The organism is Streptomyces amakusaensis (assembly GCF_039532665.1).
Taxonomy (GTDB): Bacteria; Actinomycetota; Actinomycetes; order Streptomycetales; family Streptomycetaceae; genus Streptomyces; species Streptomyces amakusaensis.
On record NZ_BAAASB010000004.1, the window covers coordinates 330,310 to 350,770 of the forward strand.

Sequence of the window (20,461 nt, forward strand, 5' to 3'; positions counted from 1 at the left end):
GGCCGGCCTGCCATGGCACAGGCACCCGGCCCACGGTGTACTCAGACCCCCTGTTCCGGGAGGGCCGGCCGTCGGCCGCCGCGGGTCACATGGCCACGGTTCGCAGGGAGTCGGCCGGCACGAAGGAGAGGCCGCGCTCCAGCAGCCCTTCGATCACCGCGGGCAGGGCCAGCACGCTCTCCCGGCGGTCCCCTCCGCCGTCGTGCATCAGGATCATGGACCCGGGCCGTGCGTGGTCGAGGACGGTTTTCGCGATCTTCTCGGGTCCCGGCCTGGCCCAGTCCCAGGAGTCGACGTCCCAGAGCGCCAGGGCGGGCCCGTCCGGAAGCAGCTCGCCCAGCGCCTCGGGGGTGCGCGATCCGTACGGCGGCCGGAACAGCGTCGGCGTCTCGCCGACCGAACGTTCGAAGGCGTCGCTGGTCCGCTCGATCTGGAGTCTGAACTGGCGGGCCGACAGATCCGGCAGGAAGGGGTGCGACCAGGTGTGGTTGCCCAGGCTGTGGCCCGCCTCCCTGATCCGCCGCACCTCGTCGGGGAGCGCGTTCACATGCAGGCCGACGCAGAAGAAGGTGGCCCGCACCTCGTAGCGTTCGAGGATGCCGAGGACCTGCCGGGTGTAGACGGGATCGGGGCCGTCGTCGAAGGTGAGGGCGACCTCCTGGCGGTCCCGGGGGCCGTGCCGGAAGCAGCGGCCCGCCCGGGTGAGCGCCGACTCCATCTCCTCGCTGCGCCGGATTCCGCCGTGGTAGTCGTCGTCCCGGCCGGTCTGCCCGCCGCCCTCCGCCGTCAGGGGGGACAGGGACGTGAGATCGGTCCGGGCCAGGTCGGCCAGCAGCCGGGCGGGGACGGATCCGAAGTCGGGCCGCTCGGGGAGGACCCACGGGTCGGCGCGGTGGACATCGAGTCCGGCCGCCGTCAGCAGGCCGTCCACCAGCCCGTTGGTGCTCTCCAGCACGACGGAGCACGGCAGTCCGGACTCCCGTCCGAGTGTGGTGAGCCACTGGGTCAGCTCGGGCAGCCGCTCCGCCCCCCAGCGCGCCGGAGCGGCGGCCGGGTTCCCTCCGGCGTCGATGACCTCGACGTCGTAACCGTCGGCGGTCCAGGCGATTCCCGCGTACAGCATGGGTACTTCCTACTCGCTCGTCCGGGCGGCACGGTGCGCCCGAGGGCCTGATGGGACGGGGTTCGAACCGGGCGCGCCGCGCGTGGCCACGGAGACGGGGCGGGCCGCCGGGCGGGCCGGCGGGTGTCGCCGGGCGTCGCGGCCGTCGTCATGAGAGGCCTTTCCGGCTCTCATGAATCCGGCAACTACGCTCCACAGAGCCCTCGTTGCACCGTTTCACCCCCCTTGTGGAGGGGTGTCGCCGTGCCGCCCGACCGGGGTGGACGGCGGTCCGGCGCCGGTGCGGCCCGACCGATGTCCACCAATCTCCATGAACTCTCCAACAATGCGACACAAGTACGACAGAGGCGCGCTATTCTTCGCGTGCTCCGCCGAATGGTCCAGACCATATCCATGGGCGAGGGTCGCGCGCTATGCCCACGACCGTCTCTTGTGCCCCTGATTTCACGAGTCAACTCACCGGTCCACAACCGCTCTTGGAGGGCACCATCAACGCTTCGCCCGCTCCGTTGACCGTCCCCGATCTGCTGGACTCCAGGGCCGCGAGCCGACCCGACGACATCGCCATCCAGGTGCGCGGCGGCGGCGCGCTCAGCTACGGCGACTGGCGCGAGCGGGCGGTCCGGGCCGCCCGGGGACTCGCGAGGGCGGGGGTGCGGCCCGGCGATCTGGTGGCGCTGCGCTTCACCGACCGGGCGTGGGACGAGTACGCGGTGGCGTTCCTCGCCGTCCACCACGCGGGGGCGGCGGCGCTGCCGCTGCGCGCCGACCTGGCCGAGCCGGAGGCCGCGCGCCTCGCCGGGCTCTGCGGGGCGGTCGCGGTGCTTCGCGGTGGCGGACCTCCGGGACGCCAGGGGCCGCCGGAGCACCAGGTGCTGCCGGGGCTGCCCGGTCTCGCGGACCATCTCCTCGCCGACGTCGAGGCCGGCCCGTACGGCGACGGTGACAGCGACGGCGGCGAACCGCCCTGCCGCCCCGCGCCCGGTGACGTCGCCCAGGTGATCGGCACCTCGGGAACCACCGGGACCCCCAAGGGCGTTGTCGCCTCCCACGCCAATCTGACGGCAGGTCAGAGCCTCAATCCGCGCCCGCGCCCGTACGCCCACTCCCGCCACGCCCTGCACGCCTTCCCCATCGGCACCAACGCGGGCCAGATGATGCTGATCGGGGCCCTGACCGGTGCGCCCAGCACCGTGGTGCTGCCGCGCTTCGAGGCCGAGGAATTCGGCGAAGCGGTCGAGGAGCTGAGGATCGGCACCGTCTTCCTGGTGCCCTCGATGGCCATCGAGCTGCTCAACTCCGGGGTGCCCGCGCGCCGCGACCTGTCCAGTGTGCTGCTGCTCAGCTCCTCCGCCGCCGCGCTGCCCGCACCCGTCGCGCACGCGCTGACCGAGGCGCTGCCGAAGGCGACCGTGGTCAATGTGTACACCTCGGCGGAGGCCGTCCCCGCCCAGATCTCCATGGTGGTCGACCTGGCGCGCCCCGGCTCGGTGGGCCGCCCGGCCGATCCCCGGGATCTGCGGATCCTCGGCGCGGACGGGGCGGAACTCCCGGCCGGGGAGGTCGGCGACGTCTGGCTGCGCCAGCCGGGCCCGCCACGCGGCTACGTCGGGGACGCGGCGACCGGCGCCGGTGTCTTCCGCGACGGCTGGGTACGGATGGGCGACCTGGGACGGCTGGACGCCGACGGCCATCTGCATCTGGTGGACCGGGAGAGCGATGTCATCAAGTCCGGCGCGCTGAAGGTCTCCACCCTGCGGATCGAGGACGCGCTGCACGAGTACCCGGGGGTCGCGGACGCGGCGGCGCTCGGCGTCCCGCACCCGGTGATGGGCTCGGTGCCGGTCGCCGTGGTGGTGCCCTCGGCGGGCGGTCTGGACCGCGACGCGCTGCGGCTGTTCCTCAGCACCCGGCTGAGCCGCGCCGAGCTGCCGGTGCGTGTCCTGACCGCCGCCGATCTGCCGCGCAACGCCACCGGCAAAGTACTCAAACACCGGCTGCGCCCGCTCTTCGAGAGCCCCGGGACTCCGCCGGAGGCCCCCGCCGGGACGGCGGGCGGCGGCGGGGCGCCGGGCACCGCGACCGAGCTGCGGCTCGCGGAGCTGTGGCAGGAGGTGCTGGGCGCTCCGGTACGGGACGTGGCCGACGAGTTCTTCGCGCTCGGCGGGGACTCCTTCCGCGCCGTCCAGCTCGCGGCCTCCGTGGCGGAGCGGTTCGGCGTCGAGGCCGGCTCGGCGCTGGTCTTCGGCCGGCCGTCGCTGCGGGCGCAGGCGGTCTGGCTGGAGGAGCGGGCGGCGGAGCGGACCACCGCGCGCGGCAGCGGCGAGGACGGTGAGGACGACCGTGACGTGGTGATCCCGCCCTTCCTGCGCGCGCTGCGCGCCCAGCCGCACGAGGTCCCGCTGACCAGCCAGCAGGAGAACTTCCTGGACTGGATGGCCGAGGAGTCCGGACGGGACGTGGGCGCGGTCACCGCGCTCTTCCGGGTGACCGACCGGCTGGACGGGGAGGCACTCGGCCGGGCGCTGACCGAGACCGTCCGGCGGCACCCGGCGCTGCGGACCAGGTTCACCCCGGTTCCCGGCGATGTCCCCGGTCTGGTGCGCACGGTGCTGGACGAGCGACCCCGGACACGTGTCACCCTGCTGGACGCCCCCGGTGCGAGCGACGCGGAGGTGAACGCCCTGCTGATCGCCGAGCGCGACCGGCTCACCGATCTGGGCGAGGACCCGACGGCCCGTCTGCTGGTGGTCAGCCGGGGCCCCGAGGACCATGTGGTCCTGCTGGCGGTCCACCACATGGTCGCCGACGGCTGGTCGATCGGTGTTCTGCTGCACGAACTCGGACTGGGCCACGACGCCCTGCGGCGCGGGCGCACCCCCGCGCTCCCCGAGCCCGCCGTGCCGTACCAGGAGCTGGTCCGGCGCTCCAACGCCCGCTGGGCGGCCGGACGCCGGCACTTCGCCGCCGCGCTCGACGGCGCTCCGTCCGCCCTGGACCCGTTCCCCGGCCGGCGCGCCGTGGACCAAGTGCACACCGTCGCGCACCCCTTCACCGTCCCGGCGGGCCCCGCCGGGAGGCTGCGGGAGCGGGCCGGGCTGCTCGGCGTCACCCCCTTCATGGCCGTCGCCACCCTGTGGAGCGGGGTGCTGGCGGCCCGCAGCGGCCGGACGGACCTGGTGCTGATGACACCGGTGCCCGGCAGGACCACACCGGAGGCGCAGCGGGCGGTCGGCTGTCTGGTGCAGTCGCTGCTGCTGCGGATCGACTGCTCCGGCGGACCGGGCTTCGCCGAGCTGGCCGAGCGGGTGCGGTTGGCCGCCACCGGAGCCCTCGACCACCAGCTCTATCCGTACGCCGAGTTCAAGCCGTCGGTGGTGGCCTTCCCCGCCTGGCTGCGCTACGAGAACTGGGCGGCCGAGGCCCATCTGCCCGGACTTCTCTGCGAGCCCTGGGTCCTGCCGCGCGGCACCACCGTGCCCTGGCCGCTGCCCGGCGGTGATTTGGGGGTGCCCGAACTGACCGTCGTGGAGCAGCCGGACGCCGGGCTGAACTGCTGGATCCAGTTCAACGCGCTCGCCTTCGACGAGGAGTACATCGCCTCCCTGGCCGAGGAGTTCAGTGCCGCGCTGACCGACGCCGCGCACTGAGCCCCGCTCCCCCGCGCTTCCCCTTTCCCCTTTCCCCGTCCACCGCGCCGGCCGACCCCGGCCCGGCCGGACCCAGCCGCGCCCCGCGTTCCCCGGCCCGACCCGGCCCGTACCGCGTCCTCCCCGGCCCATCCTTGCCGGTCCCGCCGATCCCGCCGATCCCCCGCACGGCCCCGCCGGGCCGCCATGCCGCATGCCCGGACGCTCTGCCCGTACCGCCCTCACCTCCCGCCCAACCCGTAACGACGCCGGACAGACTGAGGAACCCCTGTGATCAGCATTCCCGCCGGCCCTGCCCAGCAGGGCATCTGGGTCAACGAGCGGCTCGCCCCGCTCGGCTCCGTCCACCACATGCCGTTCGCCGTGCACTTCGAGGGGGCTCTGGACGAGGCGGCGCTGGCCGCCGCCTGCGCCGATCTGGCGGCCCGGCATCCCGCGCTGTCCCTGACCGTCCGGGAGGAGCACGGTGTGCCCGTGCTCTCCCCCGGCCCGATGCCGGAGCTGACGGTACGCGGACCGGCGGCCGACCCGGCCGGGCTGTGCGCGGAGCCGTTCGACCTCGCCGCCGGGCCGCCGGCCCGGTTCACCCTGCTGCGCACCGACGAGACACACGCCACCCTGCTGGTGGTGGTGCACCACATCGTCTTCGACGGCACCTCCACCGATGTCCTCCTGCGCGATCTCGCGGAGTGCTACGCCCACCGCACCGGCGGGGGCCCGGCCCCCGAGCCCCTCGCCCCGCCGGCGGCATACGACACCGCCGACACCGGCCCCGGGGCGCTGGCCGCGGCGAGCGCCCACTGGGCGGACCGGCCGCTGCCCCCGGCCGGGGTGCTGCTGCCCGGACTGTCCGGTTCCGCGGACGGCGTCGGTCCCGGCGCGGCCGTCGGCTTCGACCTGGATCCGGCGCTCCGCGCCGAACTGGCCGTCACCGCCGAGAAGATCGGCGTGACCTTCTTCGAACTGGTGCTGGCGGCCCTGCACACCCTGCTGCTGCGGTACGGCAACGAGCGCCCGGCCGTCGCCGTCGACCTCGGCACCCGCGCCCCGGGCGACACCGCCGGGATCGGCCTCCACGTCAACGAGCTGCCCGTGGTCACCTCCCCCGGGGCGAGGACGCCGTTCGGCGAGTTCGCCCGCGCGGTCCGCGCGGAGCTGCGCGCCGGATACCCGCACCGCCGGGTGCCGCTGGCCCGCGCCGCCCGGGTGCGGCCGGGGGTGGCGCTGGCCCCGGTCTCCCTGACGTACCGCCGTCGTATCGCGCCGGTGGAGTTCGCCGGGCTGCGGACCCGCATCGACTGGGTGCTCTTCCCCGGCACCGCGCGCGGCGCGCTGCGGGTGCATCTGGTGGACGGCCCGGACCGGCTCGGCGTCCTGCTCATGCACCGGACGGCGCTGCTGACGTCCGAGCGGGCCGAGCGGATCGGCGTCCATCTGCGCCGTCTGCTCGCCTCGGTGGCCGCCGCGCCGGGCACCGCGCTCGGCGATCTTCCGCTGCTGGACGAGGCGGAGCGGGCACCGCTGTACGGGCCCGCCCCGGCGGCCGGTGCCGCGGGCGCGACCCTGCCCTCGCTGCTGGCCGGGGCCTTCGCGGCGCACACCGACCGGATCGCCGTCTCGGCGGGCGGGCGGTCGCTGACGTACGGCGAGCTGGGGGACGCGGCCCGCTCCCTGGCGGGCCGGCTCGTCGAGGCCGGGGTCACCCCCGGCACGGTGGTGGCCGTCTGCGCCGAGCGCTCGCCGGAGATGCTGGCCGCCGTGCTCGCCGTGAGCCTGGCCGGCGGTGTCCATCTGCCGGTCGACCCCGGGTATCCGGCGGAGCGGATCGCGTTCGTGCTCGCCGACGCCGGGGCACCGCTCGCGCTGGCCCAGCGGCGGACCGCCGACCGGGTCGCCGGGCACGGGCGGACGCTGTCGCTGGACGGCCTGTTCGACACCGTACCGGTCGCCGGGGCCGCGACACCGGCTCCGCCGCCCGCCGTGGCACCGGACGATCTCGCCTATCTGATCTACACCTCCGGCTCCACGGGCCGTCCCAAGGGTGTCGAGGTGCCGCACAGCGCCCTGGCCCATCTGCTGCTCGCCTTCCGCGACCGGCTGGACGCGGGACCCGAGGACGTCTGGCTGGCCGTCACCTCGCTCTCGTTCGACATCTCGGCCCTGGAACTGCTGCTTCCGCTGATCGCCGGCGGCCGGGTGGTGATCGCCGACGAGGCGGAGGCCCGGGACGGGCGCGCGCTGACCGCGCTGGTCGAGCGGTATGCCGTCACCCATCTCCAGGCCACCCCGTCCGGCTGGCGGCTCATGCTGGACGCCGGGCTGACCGCTCCCTCCCTGACGGCGCTCAGCGGTGGCGAGGCCCTGCCGCTGCCGCTCGCCCGGCGGCTGCGCGAGCGGGTCGGACGGCTGTGGAACGTCTACGGGCCGACCGAGACCACCATCTGGTCCACCGCCGCCGAACTGCCCCCCGTACCGGACGAGGTGACCATCGGCCGGCCGATCGCGGGCACCGCCGTGCTGGTCCTGGGCGCGGACGGGCTCCCCGTACCGCACGGTGTCACGGGTGAGCTGGCCATCGGTGGCGCGGGGCTGGCCCGGGGCTACCGGGGCCGCCCGGAACTCACCGCCGAGCGTTTCGTCACCGACCCGGGCACCGGATCGCGCTACTACCGGACCGGCGATCTCGCCCGGCTCCGCCCCGACGGCGGGCTGGACTGCCTGGGGCGGCTCGACGACCAGGTCAAGCTGCGCGGGCACCGGATCGAGCTGGGCGAGATCGAGTCCCGGCTCCAGGAGCACCCCGCCGTGGCCGCCGCCGCCGTGGCCGTGCGCGGCTCGGCCGAGGACCCGGGCGGGCAGACGCTCGCCGCTTACCCGGTCTGGCGGGCCGGAGTGCCCGTGCCGCCCACCGCCGCCGAGCTGCGGTCCCATCTCGCCACGACACTGCCGGAGGTGATGATTCCGGGGGTCTTCCACGCGCTGCCGGCGCTGCCGCTGACACCGAACGGCAAGACCGACCGGCGGGCCCTGCCGGAACCGGTCCGCGAACCCGGGGCCCCGGTGGACGGGACGGCGGACGAGCCGTGGGACGAGGTGACCACCGAGGTGGCCGCCATCTGGTGCGAGGTGCTCGGCCTGCCCTCCGTCGGCCTGTACGACGACCTGTTCGACCTCGGGGCGCACTCGCTGACGATCACCCAGGTCGCGGCGCGGATCCGGCGACGCCTCGGTGCGGAGGTCCCCCTCCAGGTGTTCTACGAGGATCCCACCGTCGCCGCCGTGGCGGACGCCGTCACCCTCGAACTGCTGACGGAGGAGAACTGATGGACCACCCGTCGCCCCCCGCACCCGCACCCGCGCCCGCCCCGGCACCGGCCCCGGTCAGCGGCACCGCCACCGCCACCGCCACCGCCCGCCGGACCCGTACCGCGCTCACCGGCGAGCAGCGCGCGCTGCTCGCCCGCAAGCTGGCCGAGCGCACGGCGGACGCCGGACGCGCCACCGGCCGGACGGCCGAGATCGCCCCGCTGCCCGCCGGTGCGCCCGTACCGCTCTCGCTCGCGCAGGAACGGCTCTGGTTCGTCGAACAGCTGACCCCCGGCACCGCCGCGTACGTCCTGCCCACCGCCGGCCGGCTGCTCGGCCCGCTGCGTCCCGAGCCGCTGGCCGAGGCGCTGCGGCTGATCGCCGTACGCCACGACACCCTGCGCAGCTCCTTCCCCGCCGACGAGGAGGGCGCTCCCCTGGTGCGCATCGCCCCGGCCGCCGGTTTCACCGTGCCCTGGGAGCTGCGCGAGCTGACCGGTCTGCCCGCCGGGGAGCGGGAGGCCGCCGCCCGTGCGGCGGTCGAGGCCGAGGTCGGCCGGCCGTTCGACGTGGCGGAGGGGCCGCTGCTGCGCGCCCTGCTGCTGCGGCTGGACGCGGAGGACCACGTTCTGGTGATCTGCCAGCACCATCTGGTCGGCGACGGCTGGTCCGCCGGGGTGCTGCTGGACGAACTGCTCTCCGGCTACCAGGAACTGGTAGCCGGGGCACGGCCCGCCCCGCCCCCGCTGCCCATCGGTTACGGGGACTTCGCGCACTGGCAGCGCGAGCGCCAGGAGCGTCCGCGCGCCGCCGCCGACCTGCGGTACTGGTGCGACACGATGACCGGGACGCCCCCGCTGGACCTGCCGACCGACCGGTCCCGGCCCGCGCTGCCGGGGCCGGGCGGCGGGACGTACGGCTTCCGGCTCGACCCGGAGACGTACCGGGCCGTCCGCGCGCTGTCCCGCGCCCGGAACGCCACCCTCTACATGACTCTGCTGGCCGGCTTCCAGGTGGTGCTGGGCCGCTGGTCCGGACAGCGGGACTTCGCGGTCGGCACCCCGTTCGCGGGGCGCGGGGCGGAGGAGACCGAGAATCTGATCGGTCTGTTCAGCACGATGCTGCCACTGCGGGCCGATCTGAGCGCGCCGGCGGAGGACGCGGACACGGACGGGGTGGCGGACGCCCCGGACTTCGCGACCGTACTGGCCCGGGTCCGCACCGCGGCGCTCGGTGCCCAGGAACACCAGGAGACCCCGTTCGAGCGGCTGGTCGAGGCGCTGGACCTGCCGCGCGACATCGCCCGGCCGCCGCTCTTCCAGGTCTCCTTCGCGCTCCAGAACCACCGCGCCCAGGAGTTCCGCCCGCGCGAACCGGAATGGCGGACTTTCCCCTTCGAGGGCAGCGGAGTCCATCTCGATCTCGGTCTGTACTGCACCGAGACCGACGGCGGTCTCGACGCCTTCATCACCTACCGCACCGATCTGTGGGACGCCGCCACCGTCGCCCGGCTCGCCGGACACTGGCAGCGGCTGCTCGGCTCGGCCGCCGCCGATCCGTACGCCCCGGTCGACACCCTGGATCTGCTGGGCCCCGGCGAGCGCCGGCGCGTGCTGTACGAGTGGAACGACTCGGGCACCGCGCTGCCGTCGGCGGACACCCTCGCCGGGGCGGTCGCCGCGCAGGCCGCCCGCACCCCGGACGCGATCGCCCTGGTGCACGGGGGCGAGTCGCTGTCCTACGCGGGGCTCGACCGGCGCGCCAACCGGCTGGCGCAGCTGCTGCGCGCCGCCGGAGCCGGTCCGGACGCCCTGGTCGGCGTCTGTCTGGACCAGGGCCTGGACCAGGCCGTCGCACTGCTCGCGGTGCTCAAGTCGGGTGCCGCGTACGTTCCGCTCGACCCGGAGCAGCCGCGCGAGCGCCTCGGGCACATGCTCACCGATTCCGCGCCGGTCGTGCTGGTCTCCACCGGTGTCCACCGGGCCCTGCTGACCGGCTCGGACGCCCCCGTACTGCTGCTGGAGGAGGCGGGCGAGCGGCTCGCCGCCGCGCCCGACACCCCTCCGGAGAGCGGCGCGGGCCCGGACGATCTCGCGTATGTGATCTATACGTCGGGCTCCACCGGCACCCCCAAGGGGGTGGCCGTGCAACACCGCCAGGTGCTCACCTATCTCGCGGGGGTGCGGCAGCGGTTCGCCGAGGCGGGACTGCCGGACGCCGCCCGGTACGCGCTGCTCCAGTCGCTGGCCTTCGACTTCGGTCTGACCACCCTCTATCTCTCGCTCACCACCGGCGGCCGACTGCATCTGCTGGCTCCGCGCACCGGCGGCACCGAGCTGGCGGCGTATCTGTCCGAGCACTCCGTCGACTGCGTCAAGCTCACCCCCTCCCATCTGGCCGCGCTCAGCGCCGAGGTGGAGGATCCGGCGGCGCTGCTGCCGCGCCGGCTGCTGATCCTCGGCGGGGAGGCGTCCGGCTGGGAGTGGAGCCGCCGGCTCGCGGCGGCCGGGGCCCGCACCGGCTGCCGGGTGATCAACCACTACGGCCCGACCGAGGCCACCGTGGGCGTCACCACGCTGCTGATCGACCCGGACGTGCCCGCCGACGGGCCCACCACGCCCATCGGGCGTCCGCTGCCGGGGGCGCGGATCTATCTGCTCGACGCCCATCGGTCCCCGGTGCCCGCCGGGGTCCCCGGTGAGCTGTGGATCGGCGGCGACCGGCTGGCCCGCGGCTATCTCGGCCTGCCGGAGCTGACGGCGGAACGCTTCCGTGCCGACCCCTTCGCGGACACCGCCGACACCGCCGGCACACCCGGTGCGACCGGTGCCGCCGGTGCCGCCGCCCGGATGTACCGCACCGGTGATTTCGCCCGTCACCGGGCCGACGGCACCGTGGAGTTCCTCGGCCGGGGCGACGACCAGGTCAAGATCCGCGGCTATCGGGTCGAACTCGGCGAGGTGGAGGCCCATCTCGCCAGGCTGCCCGGGGTCGCCCAGGCCGTCGCCGCCGCGCGCGGCCCGGCCGGGGAACTCTCCCTGGTCGGCTATCTGGTCCCCGCCGAGGACACCGCGCCGCCCCCGGCCGCCGCCGAGCTGCGCCGGCTGCTGGCGGAGAAGCTGCCGGACTATCTCGTCCCGTCCCGCTTCGTGATCCTCCCCGGGCTGCCCCGCCAGGCGCACGGCAAGGTCGACCGGCGCGCCCTGCCCGAGCCCGGTGCCGCCGGTCCCCCGGAGGGCGCCGAGTACGTCGCGCCGCGCGACGCCGCCGAGGAAACCGTCGCCGGGCTCTGGGCCGAGCTGCTCGGTCTGGAACGCGTCGGCGCGCACGACGACTTCTTCGACCTCGGCGGCCACTCCCTGCTCGCCATCCGGATGGTGGCCGCGCTGCGCCGGCTGCTCGGCCCCGAGGCCCGGATCACCCTGATGGACGTCTTCCAGGAACGCACCCCGGCCGCGCTCGCCGCCCTCGCGGGCCGCTCCGAGCAGGAGCGCGGCCCGCGGAAGCTGCTCCACGAACTGACCCCTCGCCGGCCCGCCGCCACGACCCGGCTCTCCCTGGTCTGTCTGCCGTACGGCGGCGGCAGCGCGGTGGTCTACCAGCCGCTCGCCGACGCCCTGCCGGCCGGGGTGGCGCTGCACGCCGTCGCCGTTCCCGGGCACGACCTCGGGATGTCCGAGGAGTCGCTGCCGCTGGAGGAGGTCGCCCGGCGCTGCGCCGAGGAGGTGCTGGCCGGGGTCGAGGGGCCCGTCGCGGTGTACGGGCACTGCGGGGTGGGCGCGGCGCTCGCCGTCGAGCTGGCCCGGCGGCTGGCCGCTGCGGGGCGCGAGCCGACCGCCGTCTATCTGGGCGGGATCTTCCCGTTCGCCCGGCCGACCGAGGGACTGCTCGGGCTGCTCTCCCGTTTCTCCGTGCTCGACCGGCGGCGCAGCGGACGGCTCCATCTGAACTGGCTGCGCTCGATGGGGGCCGATCTGGAGGGGCTGGAGCCGGAGCAGCTGACCACCATCGTCCGCAATGTCCGCGAGGACTCGCGGGCCGCCGAGGCGTACTTCACCGAACGGCTGGCTCAGCCCGCCGACGGGCTGGCGACTCCGGTGATCTCGGTGATCGGTTCGGCCGACCCGGGCACCGACTTCCACCGCGAGCGGTTCCGCGAGTGGGGCTTCCTCGGCACCACCACCGCCGTGGCCGTGCTCGACGAGGGCGGCCACTACTTCCTGAAGCACCGGGCCGCCGAGCTGGCGGAGATCGTCACCGCCGTCCACCCGGCGGTCATCGGCGGCGAGGCCGCCGAACTGTCCCGGGAGCGGCGGCCGGAGCGCGCGACCTGGTGGCTGGAGGGTGTCCACCGCGAGACCCCCGGCACGGAGGAGCCGGCCGCCGCCGCGCCGCGCACCCGCCGCGACACCCGGCGGTTCGTCGCGGTGGCCGCCTCGCAGATGGTGTCGCAGACCGGTTCGGCGCTGACCGAGTTCGCCCTGCCGCTGTGGATCTATCTCACGACCGACTCCGTCGCCTGGTTCGGTCTCTTCGCCGTACTCGGCATCGTGCCGGGGCTGCTGGCGGCACCGGTGCTCGGCGGGCTCGTCGACCGGATCGACCGGCGGCGGGTGATGCTGGTCTCGACCGCCGTCTGCGGCACCTCGGAGGCCGTTCTCGCGCTGTTGTACGCGTTCGGGGATCTGCGGCCCTGGCATGTGGGGGTGCTGATGGCGATCCTCTCCGTATCGCTCACCGGGCAGCGGCTCGCCTTCCAGTCCGCCATCCCCCAGCTGGTGCCCAAGCGCTTCCTCGGCCACGCCAACGGCGCCGTCCAGGTCTCGGGCGGTATCGCCCAGGTGGTCGCCCCCCTGGCGGCGGTCGGCATGCTGGCCGCGATCGGCCTGGGCGGGGTCCTGCTCCTCGATGTGATCAGCTACACGGTCGCCGCGACGGTCCTGCTGATCGTGCGTTTCCCCCGCACCCTGCCCTCCCAGCGGCGGGAGACCCTCCGGCAGGAGATCGTGGCCGGCTTCCGCATGGTCGTCGGGCAGCCCGGGTTCCGGGCCATGCTGATCTTCTTCGCCGTGCTCAATCTGTTCCTGCCGGTGCTCTTCCAGCTCGTGCCGCCCCTCGTCCTCGGCTTCTCCAGCCTCGGCTCCGTCGCCACGGTCTCCCTGGCCGGCGGCGTCGGCGCGGTGGTCGGCGGCCTCGCGATGGGCGTCTGGGGCGGGCCGCGACGCCGGCGCATGCGCGGCATGCTGCTCGTGGTGCCCGTACTGGCCCTGTTCTGCCTGCTGACCGGGTTGCGCCCGGATCTGCTCGTCGTCGGCGCCGGAGTGTTCGGCATGTCCGCCTCGCTCTCCCTCCTCAACGGCATCTATCTGACGATCGTCCAGGTCAAGGTCCCCCAACGCTTCCACGGCCGCGTCATGGCCCTCAACCAACTGGTCGCCTGGTCCACCCTCCCCGTCGGCTACCTGCTCATCGCCCCCCTCGGCAGCCGGTTCCTGGAACCCCTGATGGCCGAGGGCGGCGGCCTCGCCGACACCCTCGGCCTCCTCCTGGGAACAGGCTCCGGCCGGGGCATCGGTCTGCTCTACCTCCTCCTCGGCACCGCCATCCTGCTCCTCGGCGCGATATCCCTCCGCCTGCGCACCCTCTCCCGCTTCGACCAGGACGTCCCCGACGCCCAGGCCGACGACCTGGTCGGCCTGGCCGCCCTCACCTCCGACCGCGACGGCCCGGCCGCCTGACCACCACGGCCGCGGGGTGCTCCGCCGCGCGCGGGGCACCCCCCGGGGGTGCCGCTCGGGGATCGGGGGATCAGTCGAGTATCCGGCCCCCGTGGTAGCGCAGTTCGTACGCCCGGGTGCCGTCGGCGGTGGCGATGTGCTCGACGCCCCGGAAGCGGTCCACCTCGCCCACGGTCTCGTCGGCATAGGTCAGTCCGCCGACCGTGTGGCGGAATCCGCCGAGGAAGCGGCCCTCCGCGTAGAGCGCGGTCAGTGCCGTCTTGATGGTCTCGCCCGCGGTGAAGGCGTCCAAGTCCTCGGTGAGCAGGTAGCCGTAGTAGTTCATGCCCCAGACCGGTCGGCCGGCCAGGTGCACCGTCTCCTGACCGAGGAAGTCCGTACCGCCGAAGTAGCTGTCCCGGTAGACCAGATCGTCCTCCCGGTACTCCAGGTCGTGCGACGCGCTGCGGACGGGAGCGATCTTGCCCGCACCGCCCACATAGGTGGCGGACTTGGCCCGGACGATGAACGACTCCAGGGCGGCCGGGGTGAGTGTCGGTGTTTCCATGACCGACTTTCTAGCAGCCGGGTCTGACAACGGGTCTGGACCTGCGCCTGGAGCCGGGTTTGGGCCCGCCGTCGCCGGTCCGGCTCAGGGCGGGCGGGTCGGCGAGAGGCGATCCGCGACGCGATCCGCGACGAGTTCCGTCATGACGGCGGGCGGCAGCGCGGGGTTGGCCGCGAGCGTCCAGCGCAGCAGCGTCGGCGGCTCATTGTGGTTCATGCCCGACGGCGGACAGACGGGCTGGTACTCCAACCCGGTCAACACCAACACCAACGTCGGCCCCCGGGAGCGGGAGACGTTCCACATGCGTCAGCTGCTCCCCTGGATCGAGGCGGACTTCCGGACGTACGCCGAGTACGACGGCCGTGCCGTCTCGGGGTTCTCGATGGGCGGCTTCGGCGCGCTGAAGTACGCGGCCAAGTAGGGGTCCAGCCAAGGTGAGCCCAGAAGGGGCAGTGGGATGATCTTGAGGTGAAGCAGCCCGCCCCCTGACCTCAGAACGTCCTCCTTCCCACTGCCGGGACCGCCAGAATCTTGGTCATGACGAATGACGACAGCCAAGAGCCAGTCGTGGTGAGCCGTATGGCCCCTGGGATCGACGGCCCGGTGACGTTCCATCACGGCCCGGTGGATCGGAAGAGCGCGACGCAGCCCTTCGAGGTCGTGCGGTTCACGGGCGCGGAGGAGAGCGACATCCTCCATGCAGCCGGCTGGTGGGCCAGACAAGGGGCCATTTCCCCGCGCTGGCGGACCGCGGCGAGCCATTGAGTGGTGTGCATCGTGAAGTGGCAGGTCACGATGCACACCACTCATAGGGACACCCCCCCGAGGGCTCGTCGGTGTCGGGCGGTCAGGGGCAGAAGGACGCCTTCACCGCGGCGACGATGACGGCTCCCTGCTCGGGGGTGAGGGTGACGCTGCCGCCGCTGAAGCGCTGCGCGGCGTTGTTGGCGAGGGTGGTGTCGTCCTTTCCGGCCTTGATCTCCTGGCAGACGCCGAGGGCCTTGCCGATGGCCTTGGCCTGGTCGGCGGCGAGGGCGGGGTCGACGGCCTTCAGGGCGGCGGTCAGCCCTGCGGTCTGGGCGACGTTGGGCGACGGGACGCTGCCGACGGCCGGTGCGCTGGCGGCGGCCGGCGCGCTGGATGCCGGGGAGGCGGCGCTGCTGGCCGGGGCCGCGCTGGTGGTGGCGGGTGCGGGCGCGACGGGGGCGCTGCTGGTGGCGGAGGCGCTGCCGCTGCCGTCGTCGTCGCAGGTGGTCAGCGTGAGGAGTGCGGCGGCGGTCGGCGCGCGCACGGGCGGAGCGTCTGTGCGCGCATGCTCCGCCGACGCCACGGCCCTGCGCCCCACCGGCAGGAGCCCTCCCCGCACGCGCCCCTCGGAAAAGTCCAGCAGCGGCCCGGAGGGGCGGGCGTCCAGCCGGTGCGTCGCGGTCGACGGACTGCCCGGCACCGGCCCCTGGGTCACTCGGCCGGTGCGCGGGCCGAAGGGCTTGGTCGCTCAGGTTCCGCCGGGTTTGCCCGTCGAGACCAGCAGGAGGACGGACGAGCCCGGTGCCACCGGTTCTGCGCCGCCCCGGGGCTGACTGCTGATCACCTGCCCGGCGGGAGCGTTCCAGTCCGTGTGCCGCATGATCGTGCAGCTCAGTCCGAGTCCGCGCAGCAGGCTTCCGGCCTGTTCGACCGGCATGCCGGCCAGGTCCGGCAGCGCGATGCCCGCTCCCGCGGTCTGCTCCTGCTCCTGTGTCGGAGTCGCATCGGCGCTTCCGCTCTTGGGGGTGCCGGTGGCGAGCGGGGTGCACGCCCCGTTCGCCGGTGGGGACAGGGACGGGGAGGCGCCGGGCGCGGGCGGCACGGGCTTCAGCGCGAAGAACCCCACCGTGGCGCACGCCAGCACGCAGCACGCCGCAGCGGTGCCGAGGAGCGCCCGGCGGGGGCGGCTGCGGCTGACGGCTCGCTCGATCGCGGCCGCGTCGACGACCGGCGCCGTCGGCCCGTCGGCGAAGGAGGCCACCGCGGCACGCAGCTCGGCTTCGAGGCCCGGCTCGAACGGGGCCGGTCCGGACGACGTGTTCCTCACTTCGTACCTCCGAAAGCGGCCGACGGCGTGGGCGGCGCCTGGGCGCCCGATACGGAATCGCGCAGCTTGGCCAGGCCGCGGGCGAGCTGGGACCTCACCGCACTCGGAGAGATGTCCAGGACGTCGGCGACCTGCCGGGCGTCCAGATCGTGCAGGTAGTACAGGACCACCACGCTGCGCATGCCCATCGGCAGCCCGAGCAGTGCCTCGATCAGTTCCGCGCGCAGATCCGCCTGCCCGAACCGGTCCCGGGGGTCGGCCGTCTCGGGCACCCCCGACAGCCCGGGGCGCTCGCCCCGGCGCGACAGCCGCCGCCAGCGGTCGTTGGCCAGGTTGACCAGCACTTTGCGCACGTACGCCTCCGGCGAGTCCGCCACCGCGACCTTCCGCCACTGTCGGCACGCCCGCTCCAGCGTCTCCTGCACCAGATCCTCGGCCACGTGCACGTCACCGGTCAGCGCATACGCGGTGCGGAACAACGCTCCCGACCGCTGTGCGACGAACTCCGTGAATCCGATGCCCGGACCGCTCCTGCGAAACCTCACCAGCCGACCTCCTCTCCTCGTCCCGTCCCGATCACTGCCCCCATGACGGCGGAACGGGGCCGGGTGCTGCACCGAGCCGCCGGCAGTGACGTGAATCACAGCCGGGACGGAAGGGTGTCCCAGGACCTCGCGCCGCTGCCGCCCGGGGTGCGGGCGGGGCCCGGCGAAGCGGAGGGCCGCCGGGCGGGCGGCCCGCAGTCGGCCGAGAAGAACGGGGCGCCTCTTGCCAGATACTACGTTCGCCGACGTCGGCGACGCGCTCGGCACCAGCCGACAGGCCGCCGAGCAGCGCTTCGGTCATGTCCGCCACGGCAAGAAGGTGGCCGCGGTGATCTCGCGGCGGGACCGGGTTCGGGAGGACCCCGCCGACCCGCACGGCGCGTACGGCGAAGTCGGCGACGCCGGGCAGTACACGAGCGACCGGGGGATCTGGCCCATTGGCAAGAGGGTCCGTGCTGAGGCCCAGTACGCGATCGTGGCCGTGGACGGCCTCGTGCGCCGCGTCTACGAACTCGACCCGGACGGCTGGAGCGAGGTCGAGTCCAGCAAGTGGGAGTTCACCGCTGTCGGAAACCGCGAGCTGACGAAGGACGAGATCGACGCCGCGTACGAGGCCGGGAACCTGCCGTTGCGGCCTGGAGACGACTGCCCCACCCGCGCGGGCGGCGCCTACCGCCCCCACTGGTTCTGAGGAGGAGCCACGATGTTGCCTGCGCTCTCGCCCACGGCACCGGTCATTCTCACGCCGACCGGCGACCCGACCCCGGTGGAGAAGGCCGTGGTCGACGGCATCGCCGCCGACTTCGGCCCGGAGATGTTCCTGTACACGGTGTTCTACCGGCCGGACGGCTCCTGCCGGATCTGGTACGCCTGGACCGCCGGAGGCCACCACCTCGGCGACCGCATCGACCAGACCGCACTCGCTGCGGGCTTGGACTGCGCGGACAACTTCTACATCGCGAGGCGGCACCTCACCGAGCACCAGCGAGGCCGTGTCCGCGTAGAGGCCCATCCGCTCCGGCTGATCATGGCCGACGTCCGGTCCGGTGTCCGTGCGCCCGAGCCCGAGCGCGACAAGGTACGGCGGCTGATCGGCATCGCCGCCGAGGACTCCGGCCAGCCGGAGCTCGCTGACAGGCCCGTGCCCCGCTGGATGGGTGTTGGACCGGCCCTGCGCAACCGCTGAGGCCGCCCTTCGGCGCTGACTCGCGGCCGGAAGAGTATCGGTCGAAACTCTTGGCTCGGGCGTTCGACGGCGAGAGTCATTCCTGGGGCATCCACGCACCGGCGGGCCAGATCCGGGCGAGGATCTCGAACTCGTTGAAGTCCCTGTACTTGCCGGTGGGGCGGCTGCGGGCCGGACCGTCCTCCGTCCCCGCCCGGCACGCGGTCGCAGTCGGCGGACAGCGCGGCCGGACGCCGCTGTTCCTCGGCTTCGGCCCGGCGGCGTGCCTCTTCGGCCTCGCGGGCCTGGCGCTAGACGTAGGCGGCTGCTTCGGCGATGTCCTTCGGGGTCGCCCAGACCCATGACCAGCCCGGCCGGGTGGACCAGTCGTCGCGGGCGGGGCAGGTCACCCGGTGCGCGACGAGTTCGCCGGTGAGCACAGCACGCACGAAGTCCGTCAGCCGTGCCGGTGTCCGGCTCTCTGCGGCGGGGGTCCAACTGCTGATCAGGTACGTCCAGTGGCCCGCGCGTACGGGCCGGGTGGGGCCGGTTTGTGCTTCGGCCTGGATGGTGGGGACGGCGCCCAGCCAGGCGCGGGAGCCGGTGGTGACCCACGCGGCCGGCACACCGGCCTCGGCCATGCGGGCGGTGCCCTCGGTCAGGCCGCGGGGGCCGTCGATGCCGATCGTGGACAGCTGGGCCTCGAAGGCGTACCGGCGGCCGGTCGCGGTGTGGGTGGCGCGGACGTCGGCCCGCCAGGCGCGCTCGGGTCCGGCCTGTTCGAGTTCGGCGCTCCAGCCCGGCACCCGGCGGCAACACTCGGCGAGGTCGCGCTTGAGCCGGCGGTGCTGCTCGGTCTCCTCCCGCAGCGAGCACTCGGGCGCGTCGGGGTCGTGGGCGAAGTAGCGCAGGCCCGTCTGCGAGTACTCGGGGCACAGGCCCCACTCGCACTCGGGGCAGGTCAGCGGCGCACGCGGGCGGGCCCGGTGGATCTGCTCCCAGGTGATGCGACCCTCGCAGCCGAGGCCGTCCAGGGTGAGGTCCAGGCTGCCGTGCTCGGCATGGATGGCGCTCAACGGCATGACCGGGCCCCGCCTTTCACGCTGCTGCTGCCTTGTCGTCGTCGCCGAGGACGCTGAAGTCGACGTCCAGGCGGGCGTCGTAGGCGTCGGGGGTGATGCCGAGTTCGTGGGTGGAGTACTCGCCGAACCGCTTGATGTGCTCGGTCAGGTACGGGGAGACCTGGGCGAGGTCGAGCGGGTCGACCGGGTGGCCCTCGGCCTGGAGGTCGCGCCCGCACGGTGGAGGCCATCGCGTCCAGGGTGGAGAACCGGGGGATCTCCAGCCCGGCCTCCACCAGCTTCTCCAGCGCGATGTTGATCAGGTCCGCCGGGTTGTTCTTCGACGCCGCCTCGATCCGCATCGTCTCCTCGGCCAGCGCCCGGGCGCCCGGCCCGTCGTAGCGCATCCCGCACCGCCGGCGGACCATGCTCCGCTGGCTCTTGGCCGTCCGCTCCGACCCGTACACCGGCAGAGTGTCCTCGGGGAGCGCCGCCGCCCGGCGCACGAACTCCACCACCTGCTCCGGCACGTCGTGCGCCTTCGGGAAGCAACCCATCCGCTGGTACGACTTCAGCGCCGGCAGCAGCGCGAGCTGGTGCTCGTCGGAGTCCGCGGCCTCCTCCGCCCACGCCCGCTCCTCCTCGGACGGGGTGAAGAACACATGCAGCTCGCGCGCGGTGATCAGCCGCTTGAACCGCGGATACGCAGTCCGCTCGATCGAAGTCATCCCCACCCCACCCGATGCCCAGCCCCTGCCGGACGCGCCGTACACGTCCGCGCGGGATCATCGCGGCGTCAGCGCCGGTGAAGGATCAGAACAGCGGAACCCGGGACAGGGCCAAGCCCTCGGTGGTGGGCCCGGAACGCGGGCTCACGCCTTCAAGATCGTCTCACCGCCCCTTTGGGGCTCACCTTGGCTGGACCCCAAGTACTGGGGTCACTTCGCCTCGGTGAGCTCCCACTCCGGCCCCGCGAGTCTGCGCCGCGACAACGGCGCGGTCGTCCACTGGGCCAATCTGGCCTCCTCGGCCGTGGACCTGGGCGGCGGACGTTCAATGAGAACCAGGTGCTCGCCGGAGAGCGGGAGTTCCGGGCCGCGCTCGACTCCGCCGCCCGCATTCCGCACGAGTCGTACGAGGACCCCGGCGGGCACTTCGTACGCCGCTGGGCCCTCGAACGCGACATCGACGGCGGCGTCGCGCGGCTCCGCAAGGCGTGACAGGCCGCCCCCCGGCGCGGGGCCCCTGTGAA

14 protein-coding genes and 2 pseudogenes are annotated in these 20,461 nt (G+C 74.1%); 8 read left to right on the forward strand and 8 right to left on the reverse strand.

Features of this window, described 5'->3' with window-relative positions:
* Nucleotides 1–85 precede the first annotated feature (85 nt).
* Nucleotides 86–1,123: a polysaccharide deacetylase family protein gene (locus tag ABD371_RS08975; RefSeq protein ID WP_344474648.1), complete on the reverse strand. Its 1,038-nt coding sequence runs from the start codon at nucleotides 1,121–1,123 to the stop codon at nucleotides 86–88.
* 413 nt (nucleotides 1,124–1,536) lie between these two features.
* Between ABD371_RS08975 and ABD371_RS08980 the strand changes: the two genes are divergently transcribed.
* The 3 genes from ABD371_RS08980 to ABD371_RS08990 all read left to right on the forward strand — a co-directional run bounded on the left by ABD371_RS08980 (nucleotide 1,537) and on the right by ABD371_RS08990 (nucleotide 13,817).
* Nucleotides 1,537–4,773: an AMP-binding protein gene (locus tag ABD371_RS08980; RefSeq protein WP_381734786.1), complete on the forward strand. Its 3,237-nt coding sequence runs from the start codon at nucleotides 1,537–1,539 to the stop codon at nucleotides 4,771–4,773.
* A gap of 270 nt (nucleotides 4,774–5,043) precedes the next feature.
* Nucleotides 5,044–8,097, forward strand: coding sequence for a non-ribosomal peptide synthetase (locus ABD371_RS08985; protein ID WP_344474652.1), 3,054 nt, complete (start codon nucleotides 5,044–5,046; stop codon nucleotides 8,095–8,097).
* Entirely contained in the window at nucleotides 8,097–13,817 is a 5,721-nt protein-coding gene (locus ABD371_RS08990) for a non-ribosomal peptide synthetase/MFS transporter (RefSeq protein ID WP_344474654.1), read from the forward strand. The genes ABD371_RS08985 and ABD371_RS08990 overlap by 1 nt, the downstream gene beginning before the upstream one ends.
* 70 nt (nucleotides 13,818–13,887) lie before the next feature.
* Here ABD371_RS08990 and ABD371_RS08995 read toward each other — a convergent pair whose 3' ends face one another.
* Together ABD371_RS08995 and ABD371_RS09000 are read right to left on the reverse strand one after the other, a co-directional pair.
* Entirely contained in the window at nucleotides 13,888–14,364 is a 477-nt protein-coding gene (locus tag ABD371_RS08995; protein ID WP_344474656.1) for a DUF5680 domain-containing protein, read from the reverse strand.
* Nucleotides 14,365–14,448: 84 nt separating this feature from the next.
* Nucleotides 14,449–14,580 carry a hypothetical protein gene (locus ABD371_RS09000; protein WP_344474658.1) on the reverse strand — a complete coding sequence of 44 codons (132 nt, stop codon included), beginning with the start codon at nucleotides 14,578–14,580 and terminating at the stop codon, nucleotides 14,449–14,451.
* On the opposite strand from ABD371_RS09000, the pseudogene ABD371_RS09005 reads away from it, so the two are divergent.
* Nucleotides 14,579–14,782: pseudogene (locus ABD371_RS09005) on the forward strand (alpha/beta hydrolase-fold protein); the annotation flags it as partial. The gene ABD371_RS09000 and the pseudogene ABD371_RS09005 overlap by 2 nt on opposite strands.
* Before the next feature lie 119 nt (nucleotides 14,783–14,901).
* Nucleotides 14,902–15,129, forward strand: a complete 228-nt coding sequence (locus ABD371_RS09010) for a hypothetical protein (RefSeq protein ID WP_344474660.1) — start codon at nucleotides 14,902–14,904, stop codon at nucleotides 15,127–15,129.
* Nucleotides 15,130–15,211: 82 nt separating this feature from the next.
* Here ABD371_RS09010 and ABD371_RS09015 read toward each other — a convergent pair whose 3' ends face one another.
* The 3 genes from ABD371_RS09015 to ABD371_RS09025 all read right to left on the reverse strand — a co-directional run bounded on the left by ABD371_RS09015 (nucleotide 15,212) and on the right by ABD371_RS09025 (nucleotide 16,956).
* A complete protein-coding gene (locus tag ABD371_RS09015; protein ID WP_344474662.1) occupies nucleotides 15,212–15,655 on the reverse strand; it encodes a DUF732 domain-containing protein in 444 nt (147 codons plus the stop codon).
* Between the two features lie 204 nt (nucleotides 15,656–15,859).
* Nucleotides 15,860–16,438, reverse strand: coding sequence for a PASTA domain-containing protein (locus tag ABD371_RS09020; protein WP_057660988.1), 579 nt, complete (start codon nucleotides 16,436–16,438; stop codon nucleotides 15,860–15,862).
* On the reverse strand, nucleotides 16,435–16,956 hold the full coding sequence (locus ABD371_RS09025) for a SigE family RNA polymerase sigma factor (protein ID WP_344474998.1): 522 nt from the start codon (nucleotides 16,954–16,956) through the stop codon (nucleotides 16,435–16,437). The genes ABD371_RS09020 and ABD371_RS09025 overlap by 4 nt, the downstream gene beginning before the upstream one ends.
* A gap of 250 nt (nucleotides 16,957–17,206) precedes the next feature.
* On the opposite strand from ABD371_RS09025, the gene ABD371_RS09030 reads away from it, so the two are divergent.
* Nucleotides 17,207–17,674 (forward strand): hypothetical protein, encoded by a 468-nt coding sequence (locus ABD371_RS09030; protein WP_344474666.1) that lies wholly within the window; start codon nucleotides 17,207–17,209, stop codon nucleotides 17,672–17,674.
* A 12-nt stretch (nucleotides 17,675–17,686) separates the two neighbouring features.
* The gene (locus tag ABD371_RS09035; RefSeq protein ID WP_344474668.1) at nucleotides 17,687–18,169 is read left to right on the forward strand and encodes a hypothetical protein; all 483 of its coding nucleotides are present in this window, start codon (nucleotides 17,687–17,689) and stop codon (nucleotides 18,167–18,169) included.
* A 290-nt stretch (nucleotides 18,170–18,459) separates the two neighbouring features.
* On the opposite strand, the gene ABD371_RS09040 is transcribed toward ABD371_RS09035, so the two are convergent.
* Nucleotides 18,460–19,230 (reverse strand): competence protein CoiA family protein, encoded by a 771-nt coding sequence (locus ABD371_RS09040; RefSeq protein ID WP_344474670.1) that lies wholly within the window; start codon nucleotides 19,228–19,230, stop codon nucleotides 18,460–18,462.
* A complete protein-coding gene (locus ABD371_RS09045) occupies nucleotides 19,221–19,937 on the reverse strand; it encodes a DUF4158 domain-containing protein (protein ID WP_344474672.1) in 717 nt (238 codons plus the stop codon). Before ABD371_RS09045 ends, ABD371_RS09040 begins: the two co-directional genes overlap by 10 nt.
* Nucleotides 19,938–20,136: 199 nt before the next feature.
* Between ABD371_RS09045 and ABD371_RS09050 the strand changes: the two are divergent.
* Nucleotides 20,137–20,429, forward strand: a pseudogene (locus ABD371_RS09050) (esterase); the annotation flags it as partial.
* Nucleotides 20,430–20,461: the final 32 nt, after the last annotated feature.